Source organism: Herbaspirillum sp. WKF16, from assembly GCF_028993615.1.
GTDB lineage: Bacteria > Pseudomonadota > Gammaproteobacteria > Burkholderiales > Burkholderiaceae_D > Herbaspirillum.
Window position 1 is genome coordinate 542143 of the sequence record NZ_CP118632.1, and the last position, 16328, is coordinate 558470.

13 protein-coding genes and 1 riboswitch are annotated in these 16328 nt (G+C 69.4%); of the genes, 10 read left to right on the forward strand and 3 right to left on the reverse strand.

What is annotated here, in order from left to right; translation table 11 throughout:
• The first annotated feature begins 11 nt into the window (after positions 1-11).
• The 6 genes from mntP to Herbaro_RS02445 all read left to right on the forward strand — a co-directional run bounded on the left by mntP (position 12) and on the right by Herbaro_RS02445 (position 7449).
• The gene (mntP, locus tag Herbaro_RS02420; RefSeq protein ID WP_275012251.1) at positions 12-578 is read left to right on the forward strand and encodes a manganese efflux pump MntP; all 567 of its coding nucleotides are present in this window, start codon (positions 12-14) and stop codon (positions 576-578) included.
• 111 nt (positions 579-689) lie between these two features.
• A riboswitch (cobalamin riboswitch) is annotated at positions 690-928 on the forward strand.
• Between the two features lie 264 nt (positions 929-1192).
• Positions 1193-3388: a TonB-dependent receptor gene (locus Herbaro_RS02425; protein ID WP_275012252.1), complete on the forward strand. Its 2196-nt coding sequence runs from the start codon at positions 1193-1195 to the stop codon at positions 3386-3388.
• A complete protein-coding gene (locus Herbaro_RS02430) occupies positions 3378-4478 on the forward strand; it encodes an ABC transporter substrate-binding protein (protein ID WP_275012253.1) in 1101 nt (366 codons plus the stop codon). The genes Herbaro_RS02425 and Herbaro_RS02430 overlap by 11 nt, the downstream gene beginning before the upstream one ends.
• Positions 4475-5527, forward strand: a complete 1053-nt coding sequence (locus Herbaro_RS02435; RefSeq protein WP_275012254.1) for a FecCD family ABC transporter permease — start codon at positions 4475-4477, stop codon at positions 5525-5527. The genes Herbaro_RS02430 and Herbaro_RS02435 overlap by 4 nt, the downstream gene beginning before the upstream one ends.
• Positions 5527-6294 carry an ABC transporter ATP-binding protein gene (locus tag Herbaro_RS02440; RefSeq protein ID WP_275012255.1) on the forward strand — a complete coding sequence of 256 codons (768 nt, stop codon included), beginning with the start codon at positions 5527-5529 and terminating at the stop codon, positions 6292-6294. Before Herbaro_RS02435 ends, Herbaro_RS02440 begins: the two co-directional genes overlap by 1 nt.
• Positions 6295-6423: 129 nt before the next feature.
• Positions 6424-7449, forward strand: a complete 1026-nt coding sequence (locus tag Herbaro_RS02445; protein ID WP_275012256.1) for a D-cysteine desulfhydrase family protein — start codon at positions 6424-6426, stop codon at positions 7447-7449.
• Positions 7450-7480: 31 nt separating this feature from the next.
• Here Herbaro_RS02445 and Herbaro_RS02450 read toward each other — a convergent pair whose 3' ends face one another.
• Together Herbaro_RS02450 and Herbaro_RS02455 are read right to left on the reverse strand one after the other, a co-directional pair.
• Positions 7481-8047, reverse strand: a complete 567-nt coding sequence (locus Herbaro_RS02450; RefSeq protein WP_275012257.1) for an antibiotic biosynthesis monooxygenase — start codon at positions 8045-8047, stop codon at positions 7481-7483.
• Positions 8048-8174: 127 nt separating this feature from the next.
• Complete coding sequence (locus Herbaro_RS02455; protein ID WP_275012258.1) at positions 8175-9293, reverse strand: porin; 1119 nt, start codon at positions 9291-9293, stop codon at positions 8175-8177.
• A 298-nt stretch (positions 9294-9591) separates the two neighbouring features.
• Here Herbaro_RS02455 and ilvD point away from each other — a divergent pair, with 298 nt between their 5' ends.
• From ilvD to Herbaro_RS02470, 3 genes are all read left to right on the forward strand, one after another.
• Positions 9592-11457, forward strand: coding sequence for a dihydroxy-acid dehydratase (gene ilvD / locus Herbaro_RS02460; RefSeq protein WP_275012259.1), 1866 nt, complete (start codon positions 9592-9594; stop codon positions 11455-11457).
• Positions 11458-11711: 254 nt separating this feature from the next.
• Positions 11712-12389: a response regulator transcription factor gene (locus tag Herbaro_RS02465; protein WP_275012260.1), complete on the forward strand. Its 678-nt coding sequence runs from the start codon at positions 11712-11714 to the stop codon at positions 12387-12389.
• Between the two features lie 2 nt (positions 12390-12391).
• Positions 12392-14332 (forward strand): sensor histidine kinase, encoded by a 1941-nt coding sequence (locus Herbaro_RS02470; protein ID WP_275012261.1) that lies wholly within the window; start codon positions 12392-12394, stop codon positions 14330-14332.
• Here Herbaro_RS02470 and Herbaro_RS02475 read toward each other — a convergent pair.
• Entirely contained in the window at positions 14329-15336 is a 1008-nt protein-coding gene (locus Herbaro_RS02475) for a GGDEF domain-containing protein (protein ID WP_275012262.1), read from the reverse strand. The two genes, Herbaro_RS02470 and Herbaro_RS02475, sit on opposite strands and share 4 nt — an antisense overlap.
• Before the next feature lie 278 nt (positions 15337-15614).
• Between Herbaro_RS02475 and Herbaro_RS02480 the strand changes: the two genes are divergently transcribed.
• A complete protein-coding gene (locus Herbaro_RS02480) occupies positions 15615-16283 on the forward strand; it encodes a response regulator (protein ID WP_275012263.1) in 669 nt (222 codons plus the stop codon).
• Positions 16284-16328 lie beyond the last annotated feature (45 nt).

A 16328-nucleotide genomic window follows, 5' to 3' on the forward strand; every position in this document is an offset into this window, starting at 1 on the left:
AACCCCGTCTCATGAATTTCCCCGCACTCGTCCTGCTCGCCTTCGCGATGTCTACCGACGCCTTCGCCGCCGCCATCGGCAAGGGCGCAGCGATGCACAAGCCGCGTTTCCTGCAAGCCTTGCGCATCGGCCTGCTGTTCGGCGTGATCGAAGCCATCACCCCGCTGATCGGCTGGTTCGCCGGTTCGGTCGCCACCAAGTGGGTGGCCCAATGGGATCACTGGATCGCCTTCGTGCTGCTGCTGGTGCTGGGTGCGCGCATGATCCGCGAAGGCCTGGGCGGCGCCGATGAAGAAGCCGCGCCCGAGCCGCAGAAGCAATCGGTGCTGATGCTGGCGCTGACCGCGGTGGCCACCAGCATCGACGCCATGGCGGTGGGCGTGGGCCTGGCCTTCGTCGACGTCAGCATCCTCGAGGCCTCGCTGCTGATCGGCCTGGCCACCACCCTCATGGTGACCATCGGCGTGCTGGTGGGACGCATGCTGGGCGGCATCGTCGGCAAGCGCGCCGAGATCATCGGCGGGGTCGTGCTGATCGGCGTGGGCGCGGCCATCCTCTACGAACACATCGGCGCCTGAGGCAAACGCATCGCCTGTCATCGGCCCGCGCTCGCGCGGGCTTTTTCATGCCCGGCGCGGAATCGCCGCAACGGCGCAACGCCGTGCGTTGCGCCGTCGGCCCCATCGCGGGTAACATACGCGCGTTTTGGTGCTCGCGGCCGACTCTTCAATCCCGGCCGCAGTTAAACGGGAAACACGCGCCGGCGTCATCGGCGGTCAACGTGTGCTGCCCCCGCAACGGTAAGACAGGCGCCGCATCCATCGATGCGGCAGGTCGCTTCCAAAGTCCACTGTGCAGCCTGGCTGCATGGGAAGGCGTGGCGATCGGTCCTGTCAGCCCGGATACCGGCCAGGACGGATGGACGCAGGCGACCGGGGTGTGTCGCGACTGCCTGGCGAAATCGATCAGTTTCCGAACAAGATGAACAGCGTGCCTGACGGCGCGGGGCTTTTTGCGGCCTCGCGTTGCGTCATGCGCGCGCATGCGCTTGCGCGCCGATCGCTTGCTTCTTCGCCCTGGCTGTCGCACCGGCTACCGTTGCCTGTTTCCCTTGATCGCAGCGCGCGGGGAGGCGCGCTCCACAAGAAACGGCCGTCCCGGCACGACCGGCGGCCACCAACAGGAAGCGGCAATGAAGAAGCACACCGGCAAGGCGCCCGCGGGCGCGCACATCCATTCATCCAGGGGCCTGCTGCGCAAGCGCCTGGCCATCGCGCTGGCCGGGGCCTGCTCGGCCATGGGCGGCGCCCAGGCCTGGGCGCAGGCCGGCGACGCCGACGCGCTGCCCGAGATCGTGGTCTCGACCCGCAACGAGAGCGATCTCAAGAAGGCCGGCACGGCCGGCGGCCGGCTTGAACTCACGCCCCTGGAAACCCCGGCCAGCGTGACGGTGATCTCCGGCGACACCATCCGCGAGCGCGGCTACCAGAGCCTGCTGGATGCGCAGACGCGCGCCCCCGGCATCACTTCGGTGCCGTTCTCCGGCAATGGCAACAACTCGTTGTCGGCGCGCGGCTTCTACGGCCCCAACTCGATCTCGCAGCTCTACGACGGCCTGCAGCTCTACAACGCCGGCGGCGTGGTGACCTTCCCGTTCGACCCGTGGAACGTGGAGCGCGTGGAGTTCCTCAACGGCCCGGCCTCGGTGCTGTACGGCACCGGCTTCGTCGGCGGCGCCGTCAACGTGGTGCCCAAGAAGCCCGACTTCGACAAGTCGTCCAACGAAGTGCAATTGTCGGCCGGTTCCTTCGGCACCTGGCGCCAGGCCATCGACAGCGCCGGGCCGTTGAACGAGCAGTGGGCCTACCGCATCAACGCCAGCCACACCGGCTCGGACGGCTGGATGGAGCGCGGCCGCAGCGATAGCCTGGCGGTGTCGGCGGCGCTGGCCTGGCGGGCCACGCAAGACCTGACGCTAACCCTGTCCAACGACTACGGCGACATCCATCCCGGCAGCTACGAAGGCACGCCGATCGCCAACGGCAGCCTCGTGCCCGGCCTGCGCTACCGCAACTTCAACGTCGACGACGCCCAGGTGCGCTTCACCGAGAACCGCACCTACCTGCGCGCGCGCTATCAGCTCTCGCCGGACGTGGTGCTCAACAACGACCTCTACCTGATCAAGCACGACCGCCGCTACAAGGAGACCTATACCTACACCTACAATCCGGTCACCGGCAACGTGGCGCGTTCCAACTACCGCGACATCATCGGCTACCAGACGCAATACGGCGACCATGGCTACGCAACCGTCGACAGCCAGCTGCTGGGACGGAAAAACCAGCTGGTGGTGGGCTTCGACGTCAACCGCTCGGTCTACGACCGCAACGACAACACCAATACCTCGGGCAATTTCCCGGGCTCGACCACGGTCAATGCGTCTTCCTTTGCGCCGGGCACATTCGCGCAAGGCACCACCGCGGCCATGCGCTACCTGTACCGCCTGACGCTGGACCAGGCCGGCCTGTTCCTGCAGGACCGCTACCAGTTGGCCGAGCGCTGGTCGGTCAGCGGCGGCGTGCGCGGCGACAACTACCAGACCAGGCGCGACGATATCCTCACCGGCGCCCGCGCCTCGGGCAACATCAACGCCGCCTCATGGAACACGGGCGTGGTGTTCACCCCGGCGCGCGACCTCTCGCTGTATGCCCAGTACGCGGTGGCCTCCGACCCGGCCACCTCGCTGGCCAGCATCGGCGCCTCGCAGATGCAGTACGCGGTCTCGCGCGGCAAGCAGGTGGAAGCGGGCGTGAAGCAGTCGCTGTGGGACGGCAAGCTGGACTGGACGCTGGCCGCCTACCGCATCATCAAGACCAACCTGCTCACGCCCAACATCAACAACAGCGCGCTTTCGGACACCGTCGGCCAGCAATCCTCGCGCGGCCTGGAGGCCTCGATCGCCTTCAAGCCCAGCCGCGACTGGCGCATCGAAGCCAACGCCTCGGTGCTGCAGGCGCAGTTCGACGACTTCAACGCCAGCGTCGCCGGCAAGCTGAGCTCGCTGCGCGGCTATCGTCCGCAGTTCGTGCCCAAGCGCACCGGCAACCTGTTCGTGGCATGGAGCTTCATGCCGCAATGGGAAGCGCGCACCGGCGCCCACTACGTCAGCGACCGCTACTCGGACAACGCCCAGCTGTATCGCCTGCCGGCCTACACCGTGCTGGACGCGGGCCTGGCCTGGCGCGCCAACGAGCGCCTGAAGGTCGATCTGCGCATCGACAACCTGGCCGACAAGGTCTACGCCGCATCGACCTATGCCGGCTCCTCGACCCAGTGGATCCTGGGCGCGCCGCGCAGCTACACGCTGACCATGAACTATGCGTTCTGAGGCCGTCTCGCCGGTCGCCTGGCTGGCAGCCCTGCTGCTGGCCTGCGCGGCGCTGCTGGCGGCGCCCGTGCAGGCCGGCGATCCGGCCATCCTCGGCCAGCAGGGCGGCAAGCTGCATTTCCGCGACGACGTCGGCCGCGAGCTGGCGCTGCCGGCGCCGCTGACGCGCGTAGTAGTGTTCAACCGCTACACCACCGAGTTCGTGCGCGCCGTCGGCGGCATGCCGGCGGTGGTCGGCGTGGACATCGACTCGGCGCGCGGCAAGGAGTATTGGCCCACCGTCACCCCGGACATGCTGGCCGGACAGGGGCAGTCCAGTCCCAACTACGAGGCCATCGTCGCGCTGCGTCCGCAGGCGGTCTTCTTCCCGCGCAACAGCGATTGGCAGAAGGCCGCCGAGGTGCTGGGGCGCTTCCATATCGCGGTCGTGGTGGTCACCGCCTGGGACGTGCTCAAGCACGAGCAGAACGTCAGCCTGCTGGGTCGCCTGTTCGGCCAGCCGCAGCGCGCCGAGAAGCTCAACGCCTTCTATCGCGGCTACCGCGAGTTGCTGGCGCAGCGCCTCAAGGGCGTGGCGCGCAAGCGCGTCTACATCGAGGAGGTCGGCAACTACAAGACCCTGCTCAAGGGCTCGGGTTGGCACGACATGGTGGAGCTGGGCGGCGGGCAGAATGTCTTCGGCGATGTCGAGATCGCCGGCCAGTCGTCGGCGCGCGGCACGGTGCAGGGCTTCTCGGTCGACCCGGAGGAAGTCATCGCGCGCCGGCCGGAAGTCATCGTCAAGCTGGAGCCGGCGCAATACCTGCCGCATCCGCGCGCGTTCTCGGCGCAGGTTTTGCAGGGCATCGCCGCGCGGCCCGGTTTTGCCGGCCTGCCGGCAGTGCGAAGCGGCCAGGTCTACCACATCAGCTACTACCTGGCGGGCGCCTGCTCCAAGATCATCGGCGCGCTGCAGATCGCCAAGTGGCTGTATCCGGAGCGCTTCACCGACGTCGATCCCGAGCAGGCGATGAAGGCCTGGCTGGAGCAGTTCCAGGACGTGCCGGCGCCGGGCGGCTATTCGGTGTCGCTGGCGGAGTTGCGCAAATGAGCGCGCTGGTCCAGGGCCTGCGGCGCGAACGCCGGCGCCGGCTGGCGCTGGCGGCGCTGTCCGTCGCGCTGCTGGCGCTGTTGCTGCTGGCCTCGCTATGCCTGGGCGCGCGCGGCCTGGGGCCGGGCACGGCGCTGCGCATCCTGCTCTCGCCGCTGCTCGATGTCGATGTGCCCGAGGCGCAGCGCGCCGTGCTGCTGGAGCTGCGCCTGCCGCGTGGGCTGATGGCGCTGGTGGCCGGCGCCGGGCTGGCGCTGTCGGGCGCGGCCATGCAGGGCATCACCCGCAATCCCCTGGTCAGCCCGTACACCGTGGGCATCTCGCCGGCCGCGGCCTTCGGCGCTTCGCTGGCGATATTGGCGGGCGCGGGCGGGCAAGCCCTGGGGCCTTACCTGATCGTGGCCGCGGCGTTCGCCTGCGCGGTCGGCTGCGCGGCCATGGTGCTGGCGTTCGCGGCCTTGCGCGGGGTCTCCGCCACCATGCTGGTGCTGGGCGGCGTCGGCCTCACCTACCTGTTCGGCGCGCTCACCGCCAGCGTGCAGTTCGTCGCCAGCGAGCAGCAGTTGGCCGCCATCGTGCAATGGAGCTTCGGTTCGTTGAACGGCATCACCTGGCGCGAGCTGGCCGTGGCCGGCGTGGTCCTGCTACTGTGCGCGCCGGTGCTGCTGGCGCATGCCTGGGCGCTCAACGCCTTCGCCGCCGGCGGCGACGAGACTGCGGCGGCGCTGGGATTTTCGGTGCGCCGCGTGCGCACCGTGGTGACGGTGGCGGCGGTCATGAGTACCGCCGCCATCGTCAGCTTCACCGGCGTGATCGGCTTCGTCGGCCTGGTGGCGCCGCACATCGCGCGCCTGCTGGCCGGCGGCGACCACCGCTGGCTGCTGCCGGTCTCGGCGGCCATCGGCGCGCTGCTGGTGCTGGCGGCCGACATGGCGGGGCGGCTGCTGTTTGCGCCGGTGATCATCCCGGTCGGCATCGTGGTGGCCTACATCGGCGTGCCGCTGTTCCTGCACCTGCTGCTGTCGAGCCGCCACAAGGGAGAGCTGTGATGCTGGCCATCGATTCCCTGCGTTATCGCCTCGGCGCGCGCGAGATCCTGGCCGGCGTCAGCCTCGACGCCGCGCCCGGCGAAGTGGTGGCGCTGCTGGGGCCCAACGGCGCCGGCAAGAGCACGCTGCTGCGCTGCGTGAACCAGATCGCCGGACGTTACCGGGGCCGCATCGCCATCGACGGCCGCGACGCCGTCGCGATGGCGCCGCGCGAGCTGGCGCGGGCGGTGTCCTGGGTGCCGCAGCAGGCCGGCAGCGCCATGGCGCTGCGCGTGATCGACATGGTCTTGCTGGGCCGCGCGCCGCACCGGCGCGGCGGCAGCGCGGCGCATGACCTCGACGTCGCGCTGCGCGCCATCGAGCGCCTGCGCCTGCAGGACCTGGCCTTGCGCGCGGTGGACCAACTGAGCGGCGGCGAACGCCAGCGCGTGATGCTGGCGCGCGCCATTGCCCAGGAAGGGCGCCTGATGCTGCTGGACGAACCCACCAGCGACCTCGACCTGCGCCATCAGGTGGAGGTCATGCAAGCCGTGCGCGAGATCGCGCGCACGCGCGGCGCGGCCATGCTGGTGGCGATCCATGACCTGGCGCTGGCGGCGCGCTTCGCCGATCGCCTGGTGATGCTGGCGCACGGCCGCGTCCACGCCGACGGCCCCTGGCGCGAGGTGCTAACGCCCGACAACATCCGCACCGTGTACGGCGTGCATGCCACCGTCGGCAGCGACGGCGGCGTCCCCTATGTGATCGCCGGCGCAGCGGCGGCATGAGGGCGGCCGGCGATTTTCAACGCCGCGTTGAAAGTGATTTGCGTCGCGCGCAGTCGCCAGCCGCTGCGCTTCTTGCGATACTCGGCCGATCCGAGTCCGCCAGACTCGCCATCCTCGCCGGAGACCCAGATGCACCAGCCCGACTTCGCCGCCCTGCGGCAATTCCCCCGCCACCGCCTGCTTGACGCGGCCACTCCCATCGCCCGGCTGGAGCGGCTTGCGCGCCTGCTGCCCTGGACCGCCGGGGTCAATCTCTACGTCAAGCGCGACGACCTGATGGCCGTGGGCGGCGGCGGCAACAAGCTGCGCAAGCTGGAGTTCCTGCTGGGCGCAGCCATGGCCGAGGGCGCCGACACCATCGTCACCGTCGGTGGCCTGCAATCGAATCATGCGCGCCTGGCGGCGGCCGCCGCCGCGCGCGCCGGGCTGGCCTGCGAACTGGTGCTCGGGCGCATGGTGCCCAGGGACAACGAAGAATATGAACTGGGCGGAAACGTGTTGCTCGACGCCTTGTTCGGCGCGCGCGTCGAAGTGGCGCCGACCGGCATGGCGCCGATCGAGCGCGCCCGCGAACGGGCCGAAGAATTGCGGCGCGCGGGACGGCGTCCCTTCGTCATCCCGACCGGCGGTTCGACGCCGCTGGGCAGCCTGGGCTACGTCGCCGCGGCGCAGGAGATCCTGCAGCAGCAACAGGCGCTGGGCGTGGCGTTCGACGCCATCGTGGTGCCCAACGGCAGCTCCGGCACCCATGCCGGGCTGGCGGCGGGCATGATCCACGCCGGCCTGCCGGCGCAGCGGGTGCGCGGCTTCTCCGTGCTGGGGGAGGCCGAGGCCACGCGCCAGGCCACGCAGGCGCTGGCGCAGTCGGCGCTGGAACTGCTGGGGGCGGGCGCGGGCACGCTGGGCGCGGACGACATCGTGGTCGATGGCGGCCAGCGCGGCGCCGGCTACGGCATCGCCACCGGAGCCATGGCCGACGCCGTGGGCGCGCTGGCGCGCAGCGAGGGCCTGCTGCTCGATCCGGTGTATTCCGGCAAGGCCTTCGCCGGCCTGCTGGCGGGGATCAGGGAGGGGCAGTTCGCGTCCGGCGCCAACCTGCTGTTCGTGATGACCGGCGGCACGCCGGCGCTGTACGCCTATCGCGACGCCTTCTGAGGCCCGATGGAAAAAGCCCGCGGCCTTGCGCTCAGCGGTTGCGGTCGAACAGCCAGCGCTGCGCCAGCCGCGTGTAGCGCGGCATGACCAGGTACACCATCAGCGCCACCACCATGCCGGATCCGAGCAAGCCGTCCAGCACGCGCTGCGGCGGCAAGCCCAGCCGGTGCAGCAGCGGCAGCGCCAGCTGCGAGGCCGCCAGCGAGAGCGGGAAGATCGCCGACCAGGTCAACAGGAACTGCTTCCAGCGCACCGGCACTTTCGCCTTGGCGCCTTCGGGCGTGAACCAGAAATCGAGGCCGCTGCGCACGAAGAACTCATCGTCCGCGGCCAGGAAGGGCTTGACCCGCTCGATGTGGCCGGCGCGCTGCGGCGACTCCATCCAGGCGTGCAGGCGCTGCTCCGAGGCGAAGCGCAGGATCACCGTGTAAGCGGTGGTGATGCCCTTGACCGGGCGCACCACCTGCCAGTCGATGATGCCTTCGGCTGCCTGGCTGGAGGCCGCCACGTCCTTGAGCCAGGCCTCGTACTGCGCATGCATGCCCTGGCGGATATGGTGGGTGATCACCACGGTGGCGCCGTGGCTGGGATCGGTCATGGGATGCTCCGGGTTCAAGATGGCTCCTGCTGTGCGTTGGCGGATGCGGCAATTGTGCCGCCGTCCCGTCGCCGGCGAAAGGCCCGGCCGGCTGTGCTCCCGGCGCGCGGGCCACAGCCGGGCGGCGTCAGAACTTGTGGCGCAGGCCCATGCGCAGCACGTTCTGGGCGCTGTCGTCGGTCGGCGCTACCGAGTAGGCGGCGCCGATCACGCCCGGGTTGACGGCGTCGCCGGCGTGCTGGCGGCTCAGCATCGCATACACGTCGGTGCGCTTGGAGAGGAAGTAATCCATCCCCAGGTTGAGCTGGGTGGTGCGCGCGCGGGTCGCGCCGGCGGCGGCGCGGGCCAGGTCGGCGCGGTCGTGGATCACGCTGGCCAGCAGGTGCAGCTTGCCGTCCCAGGCGTAGTCCAGGCCCAGGTCGATGATGTTGGCGCGGGTGGCGCTGGTGATCTGCGCCAGGCCGGTGGCGGCCAGCGGCGCCTGCAGCGGACGGCGCGTCTGCGACCAGGCCGCGAAGACCTTGGCCGGCCCCGCCTGGTAGCTGGCGCCCAGCGTGAAGGTCCTGAGCTCGGTGTCGGCGCTGGCCTGCCGGCTCTGGTAGTAGGCGCCGCCGATGCCGAAGGCGCCGTTGGCATAGTTGGCGCCCACGCCCGCGGCGCTGCCGGCGGCGTTGCTGCCGGCCGTTTCGCCCAGGCCGTAGAACAGACTGCCGCTGAAGCCATCGTAGGTCTCGCTGTCGAAGCGCACCGAATTGCTGGTGCGAGCCCCGGTCACGCGGTCCAGGCTGTTGAAGTGGCCGGCGCGCACGCCGCCGCCGCCGAAGATCTGGAACGAGGTGTATCTGGTGCCGATGTCTTCCAGGTAGTCGGTCTGGCGGCCCAGCGTCAGCGTGCCCCAGCGGCCGGACAGGCCGACCACCGACTTGCGGTCGAACAGCGTGCCGGGCGTGGCCATGGCGCCGTCGTCGGCGCCGAAGCCGGTTTCCAGCTGGAACACGGCCGACAACCCTCCACCCAGCGCTTCCCGGCCCTTGAAGCCGATGCGCGACGCCATCTGGTCGCCGGAGTCGAGGCTCAGGCGGCTGTTGTTGCCGGGAGCGGCCTTGCTGGTGTAGGCCAGGCTCATGTCGATCACGCCGTAGACGGTCACGTTGCTCTCCCCGGCTCGCGCCGGCGGCGCCAGGGTCGCGGCGGCCAGCGTCAGGGCGGTGAGGGAGGTGGTGTAGGCAAGGGCGGTTTTCTTCATCTGCATTCCCGTTGGATTGAAACTGGTTTTGCCTGGCGGCAAAGATCGCGGGAATATAGCGGCGCGGCGGCGCCCCTGTCTGGGACAAAACGATACCGGCGCGTGCGGCGGGGCAGCACGAATAGACATGAACGCAGCGCAAGCCGCCTCCCGCCGGGCCTTGCGAGGCGGCGGCGGCGCGCATGATTGATATTCAATACGAATTAAAAGGCGCTGAATTATATATTGGACAAATATCAGGTCGAGGAGCAATCTTGTGCTCCCTTTTTCCGTCCGCAGCGCTGAGGAGACACCCAACATGCCAACCTACCGTTCCCACACCACCACCCAAGGCCGCAACATGGCCGGCGCCCGCGCCCTCTGGCGCGCAACCGGCATGAAGGATGGCGACTTCAGCAAGCCCATCATCGCCGTGGTGAACTCCTTCACCCAGTTCGTGCCCGGCCACGTCCACCTGAAGGACCTGGGCCAGCTGGTGGCGCGCGAGATCGAGGCCGCCGGCGGCGTAGCCAAGGAGTTCAACACCATCGCCGTGGACGACGGCATCGCCATGGGCCACGACGGCATGCTGTACTCGCTGCCCTCGCGCGACCTGATCGCCGACTCGGTGGAATACATGGTCAACGCCCACTGCGCCGACGCCATGGTGTGCATCTCCAACTGCGACAAGATCACCCCCGGCATGCTGATGGCCGCGATGCGCCTGAACATCCCCGTCGTGTTCGTCTCCGGCGGCCCGATGGAAGCCGGCAAGGTGATCAAGACCGTCAACGCCGACAAGAAGGTCATCAAGCTGGACCTGGTGGACGCCATGATCCAGGCCGGCGACAACAACATCTCCGACGCCGACGTTGCCGAAGTCGAGCGCTCGGCCTGTCCCACCTGCGGTTCCTGCTCGGGCATGTTCACCGCCAACTCGATGAACTGCCTGACCGAAGTGCTGGGCCTCTCGCTGCCGGGCAACGGCACCATCCTGGCCACCCACGCCGACCGCAAGGAACTGTTCCTGCGCGCCGGCCGCGTGATCGTCGAACTGGCCAAGCGCCACTACGAGCAGGACGACTACTCCATCCTGCCGCGCAACATCGCCACCAAGGAAACCTGGGAAAACGCCATGACCCTGGACGTCTCCATGGGCGGCTCCACCAACACCGTGCTGCACCTGCTGGCCGCGGCGCATGAGGCCAAGGTGGAGTTCAGCATGGCCGACATCGACCGCATCTCGCGCAACGTGCCTTGCCTGTGCAAGGTCGCGCCGATGACCAACAAGTACCACATCGAAGACGTGCACCGCGCCGGCGGCATCATCGCCATCCTGGGCGAGCTGGCGCGCGCCGGCCTGCTCGACACCTCGCGCCCGACCGTGCACAGCAAGACCCTGGGCGAGGCGATCGCAAAATACGACATCCGCGTCTCCAGCGACCCGGCGGTGCACAAGCTGTTCCGCGCCGCGCCCGGCGGCGTGCCCACGCAAACCGCGTTCTCGCAGGAAGAGCGCTTCGAGAGCAGCGACCTGGATCGCGCCAACGGCTGCATCCGCGACCTCGAGCACGCCTATTCCAAGGATGGCGGCCTGGCCGTCCTGTACGGCAACATCGCCGAGAAGGGCTGCATCGTGAAGACCGCCGGCGTGGATGAGAGCATCCTCAAGTTCTCCGGCAAGGCGCGCGTGTTCGAAAGCCAGGACGCCGCGGTCGAAGGCATCCTGGGCGACACCGTGCATGCCGGCGACGTCGTCATCATCCGCTACGAAGGTCCCAAGGGCGGTCCGGGCATGCAAGAGATGCTGTACCCGACCTCGTACATCAAGTCCAAGGGCCTGGGCAAGGCCTGCGCGCTGTTCACCGACGGCCGTTTCTCGGGCGGCTCTTCCGGCCTGGTGATCGGCCACGCTTCGCCGGAAGCGGCCGAAGGCGGCGCCATCGGCCTGGTGGAAGAGGGCGACATGATCGACATCGACATCCCCAACCGCACCATCAACCTGCGCATTTCCGGCGACGACCTGGCCGCCCGCCGCGCCGCCATGGAAGCGCTGGGCGCCAAGGCCTGGCAACCCGCCGCCGACCGCAAGCGCGTGGTGTCGCAGGCGCTGCAGGCCTATGCCGCGCTGACCACCTCGGCCGACCGCGGCGCCGTGCGCGACCTGTCGCAACTCAAGCGCTGATCGCGCCGCAGGCCTCCTGTCGCGCGCAGGCGCCGATGCCGTTCAGTCTTTGGCTGAACGGCATTTTTTTTGTGGCGCGGGAATGCGCCTCCATGCATGACGAAAGTCGCCGGGTTCCTGCTTTCGCGGGAACGACAGAGAGGAGCCGGCGCGGCCACCGCCGCCGCCCTGCGCGATTTGTGGCAAGATGCTCGCCAGCGCCGCAACGGCGCGGCCGCGCGTCAAGGGGAGGCGCGGCATACGCGGGATCTCTCATGCAGGCATCTTCTTCCGGTACGCCTATCCGTGTCGCCCTCGTCGAGGACGACGCCTACTTCCAGCACACCTTCCAGGAAGCCATCGGCCAGGCGCCCGACATGGCGCTGGCCGGTGTTTCCGGCACCCTGGCCATGGGGCTGGCGCTGCTGGAGCGCGGCGCGCCGGATGTGCTGCTGGTGGACATCGGCCTGCCCGACGGCTCCGGCATCGACCTGATCCGCGCCGCGCATACGCGTTATCCGGCATGCAACGTGATGGTGTGCACCACCTTCGGCGACGAGGCGCACGTAATGCAGTCGCTGGAGGCCGGCGCCTCCGGCTACCTGCTCAAGGACAGCGCGGCCGGCCGCATCGTCGAGGAGATCCGCAGCCTGCACGGCGGCGGCAGCCCGATCAGCCCGCTCATCGCGCGCCAGGTGCTCACGCGCTTTCGCGGCCGGCCGCAAGCGGCGCCAGCCGATGAGGCGACCGCGCCGGGCGGCTTGTCGGCCCGCGAGACGCAGGTGCTGGAGTACATCACGCGCGGCTTCACTGCCGAGGAAATCGCCGGCCTGATGCAGATCTCGCGGCATACCGTATTGACCTTCATCCGTCGCATCTACGCCAAGCTGGAAGTCAATTCCAAGGCCGAGGCCATCTTCGAGGCGCGCCACCGCGGCCTGATCCGGGAGTAGACATGCGTGCCGACTTCGCGCTGCGCGCCTGGCTGGCGCTGTCGTGCCTGCTGGGCGCATGCGCCGCGCCGGCGGCAACCGCCGGGGTGGTGCACCTGGCGCGCGCCGAATCGATGTCGGTGGCGCCGTCGCAGTACCAGCCGCCGTCTTCCACGATCGACGCCGCGACGCTGGCAGGGCCGTGGACGGCGGTGACGCTGCCGCACACCTCCACCGCCGCGCCCGGCCCCGGCAAGCCGGGCGCCATGGCCACCACCTGGTACCGCGTTTCGCTGGCGGGGATCGATGCCGCGCCCGGGCCGATGGCGCTGCACCTGTTGCGCTGGCAGGCGGCGGGGCAGCTGACGGTGTACGGCGACGGCCGCCTGCTGTACCGTTCGCAAGGCTCGCCGGTGTGGAACCACTTCCGCCATCCGGCGCTGGTGATCCCGTTGCGCCAGACCGACGAGGCGCCGCTGCCGCGCACGCTGCTGCTGCGCCTGGACACCTATCCCGGCGCGGCCGGGGCCGTCACCTCGATGTACGCCGGGCCGCAGCGCGAGATCTACGCGCGCTACGCGCTGCGCGAGTGGCTGGAGTACCAGTTTCCCTTCATGGCCAGCGTCGCCTTCCTGGCCGTCGGCCTGTTCTCGCTGGGGATCTGGGCGGTGCGCCGGCGCGAGCCGATCTACTTCCTGGTGTTCGCCATCGCCGCCTGCACCGTGACCCGCCGCTGGCATTTCTATGCCGGCCTGGAGCAGCTCTCTATTTCCGACCAGTGGTTCGGCTGGCTCACCTACAACGCGCTGAACTGGCAGATCGTCGCCCTGCAATACTTCGCGCGCCTGCTGCACGGACGCGACCACCGCTGGTTCAACCGCGCGACGGTGGCCTTCGCCCTGCTGATGACGCTGGTGACGCTGCCGATGTCGGCGCTGCAGTACGGGTTGGTGCTGGTCAAGCCCATGCTGTACGTGGTCCCGATCCTGCTGGGCGCGGTCATGACCGCGCGCAACATGTGGGACGGCTGGCGTAGCCGCTCCTACGAGGCGCGCCTGCTGGGCCTGTGGATGATCGTCAGCCTCAGCTTCGGCACCTACGACTGGTTCAAGGTCAAGTACCAGTTCAACATGGAAGGCTTCTACCTGACGCCGTACGCGGCCATGGTGATGTTCGTGGTGATCACCTACATCCTGTTCCGGCGCTACGTCAACGCCGTGGCCGAGACCGAGCGCGGCAAGGAGACCCTGGCGCTGCGCCTGCAGGCGCGCGAACGGGAGCTCGAGGAGAGCTACCGCAAGCTGGCCGAGGTGGAGAAATCGCGCACCCTGAGCATGGAGCGCCAGCGCATGATGCAGGACATGCACGACGTGCTGGGCCTGTCGCTGATCGGCGCGCTGCGCATGGTGGAGCGCGGCAAGCTGGACGAGCGCGAGGTGTCGCGCATCCTGAGCTCCTGCATCGACGACCTGAAGCTGGCCATCGATTCGCTGGAGCCGGTGGACGCCGACCTGCTGCTGTTGCTGGCGACCTTGCGCTTTCGCCTCGGCCCGCGGCTGGAGGCGGCCGGCATCCGGCTGCTGTGGAAGGTGGAGACGGTGCCGGCGCTGCCGTGGCTGGATCCGCGCCACGCGTTGCATATCCTGCGCATCCTGCAGGAGGCCTTCGCCAACATCATCAAGCACACCGGCGCCAGCGAGATCGCGGTGTCGACCGCTGTCGGCGCCGACAGCGTCAGCGTGACGGTGCAAGACAACGGTCCGGGTTTCTCGCTGGAGCAAGGGCTGGCGCAGGGCGGCAAGGGGCTGCGCAACCAGTTGCGTCGCGCCGAGGCGATCGGCGCGCGCATCCGGTGGCAGGCGGCGGGAACGGGGCAGCCGGGAACGCGCATGGTGCTGCACCTGCCGCTGGCGGCGCACGGCGCCGTGGGTGTGATTCCGGAGCAGGCTGCGGGACCGGCCTAGCCGCGCCGCTTGCAGGAGTACATGGCCTGGTCGGCGCGCTGCAGCAGCACGCCGAAGTCGCAATGCTCGGCCGGCGAGACGCTGGCGATGCCGATGGATAGTGAGATCTGCCGGTGCGGCCAGGCTGCGCCGGCCACCACCGCGTGGATGCGTTCGGCCACCATGCCGGCGCTGCCCTCGGGCGTGTCCGGCAGGATCACGGCGAATTCGTCGCCGCCCCAGCGCGCCACGAAATCGCTGCTGCGCAAGGGCATGCGCAGCAGCTGCCCCAGCTTCACCAGTACGCGGTCCCCGGCCGGATGGCCGTAGGTGTCGTTGTATTGCTTGAAGCGATTCACATCGATCATCAGCAGGGACATCGGCGTGCCGCTGCGCAGGTGGCGCGCCCACTCCTCATGCACCCGCTGGTCGAAGGCGCGGCGATTGCCCACGCCGGTGAGGCCATCGGTCAGGACCTGTTGCTGCAGCTGCCCGATCTGGCGCTGCAGGCAGAGCCGTTCGGCCAGGTTGCGCGCCAGCAGCGGCAAGGCGATGCGCTGCGCCGGCGTCAGGCTGCGCGCCTGGCGGTCCAGCACGCACAGGGTGCCGAGGAAGCCTTCGGCGGTGTCGCCGAAGGCCGCGCCGGCATAGAAACGCACCCCCGGCGCCCCGGCCACCATGGGCGAGGCGGCATGGCAGGCATGGGCCGCCAGGTCGCCGATCTCGGTGACCTCGTCGGTCGAACCGGCCGCGGCTTCACACAGGTTGAAATCGGTATTGCTGCGCAGCACGCCGCTCTGGCCCGGGAAGCGCCACCACTGGCGCCGCATCGGCGCGCGCGCGCCGTCGGCCTCGGCCGCCCCGGCCGAGAAGTGGCCATGCAGCTGCGACACCATCACGATGGGCGCTGCGCACAGCTGCCCCGCCAGCGCCGTGAAATCGCCCAGCAGCCGACCCAGCGCAAGATCCGGCTCGTGCGAGGGATGTTCCGGCAAGGGAGTGGAGTTGGCGCGGACTGGTTCCATGGCGGGGCGCCGGCGGTGGGCGGATGATCGGCAATCGGAAAGAAAACTGGACAGGTGTGCGGGCCGGCAAGATGCAAGGCGCAGGTCCGCTGCAGGCGACTCTAGCCGGGTTGGCGGGTTCTGCATATCGCAAGAACTGGGGACATCGCATTTTTTTCGGCCGTCCTATCATTGCCGCCGGGCCTGTCGGGATCAGTCAAAAAAAGCAACGAGGGTATTGACCAGCGGCGGCGGGCCCACATCGCGCGCCGTGCCGCCCCGGAGAAAGCCAGGCCATCATGCACCAGCCGCTACAACCCTTGCCGCCGGGCGCGCAGCCCGACACGGCTTCCGATGTTGCCATCGGCGCCATCCCGCGGCAAATCCACCTGGCCCTGATCGACGACGATGCCGAGTTTCGCGGCGCCGTCATCGCCGCCGTCCAGCACAGCAACGACACCCGCCTCGTCGCCATCGCCGCCAGCGGCGCCGAGGGCGCGCTGCTGCTGCAGCAGGCGCCGGCCGACGTATTGCTGGTGGGCGCCTCCCTGCCGTACGGCGCCGGCCTCACCCTGATCCGCCAGGCGGCGCGCCGCTGGCCCGGCTGCGCCATCATGGCCGGCACCACCCTGGGCGACCGCGCCGACCTGCTCGCGTGCATCGAGGCCGGCGCCGCCGGTTACCTGTCCAAGGACAGCAGCCCCCTGCAGATGCTGGAAGAAATCCGCAGCGTCGGCAGCGGCGGCGGCTCCATCAACCCCCTGATCGCGCATCGCCTGCTGGTGCGCGCGCGGCGCGGCGAGCCCGTGCTGTCGAGCTACGAGGCGCAGGCGCTCGAACTGATCGCGCATGGCTTCACCGCCGGCGAGGCGGCGCGCCGCATGCAGGTCACGCGCCATGCGGTGCTGGCCTGCGTGCGCCGCATCTACGCCCGGCTGGAACGCGCGGCCGGCCGGCAAATCACCTGAGCGGCGCATCGGCGTTACAATCTGCGCTGCACTCCAGTTGCCCTC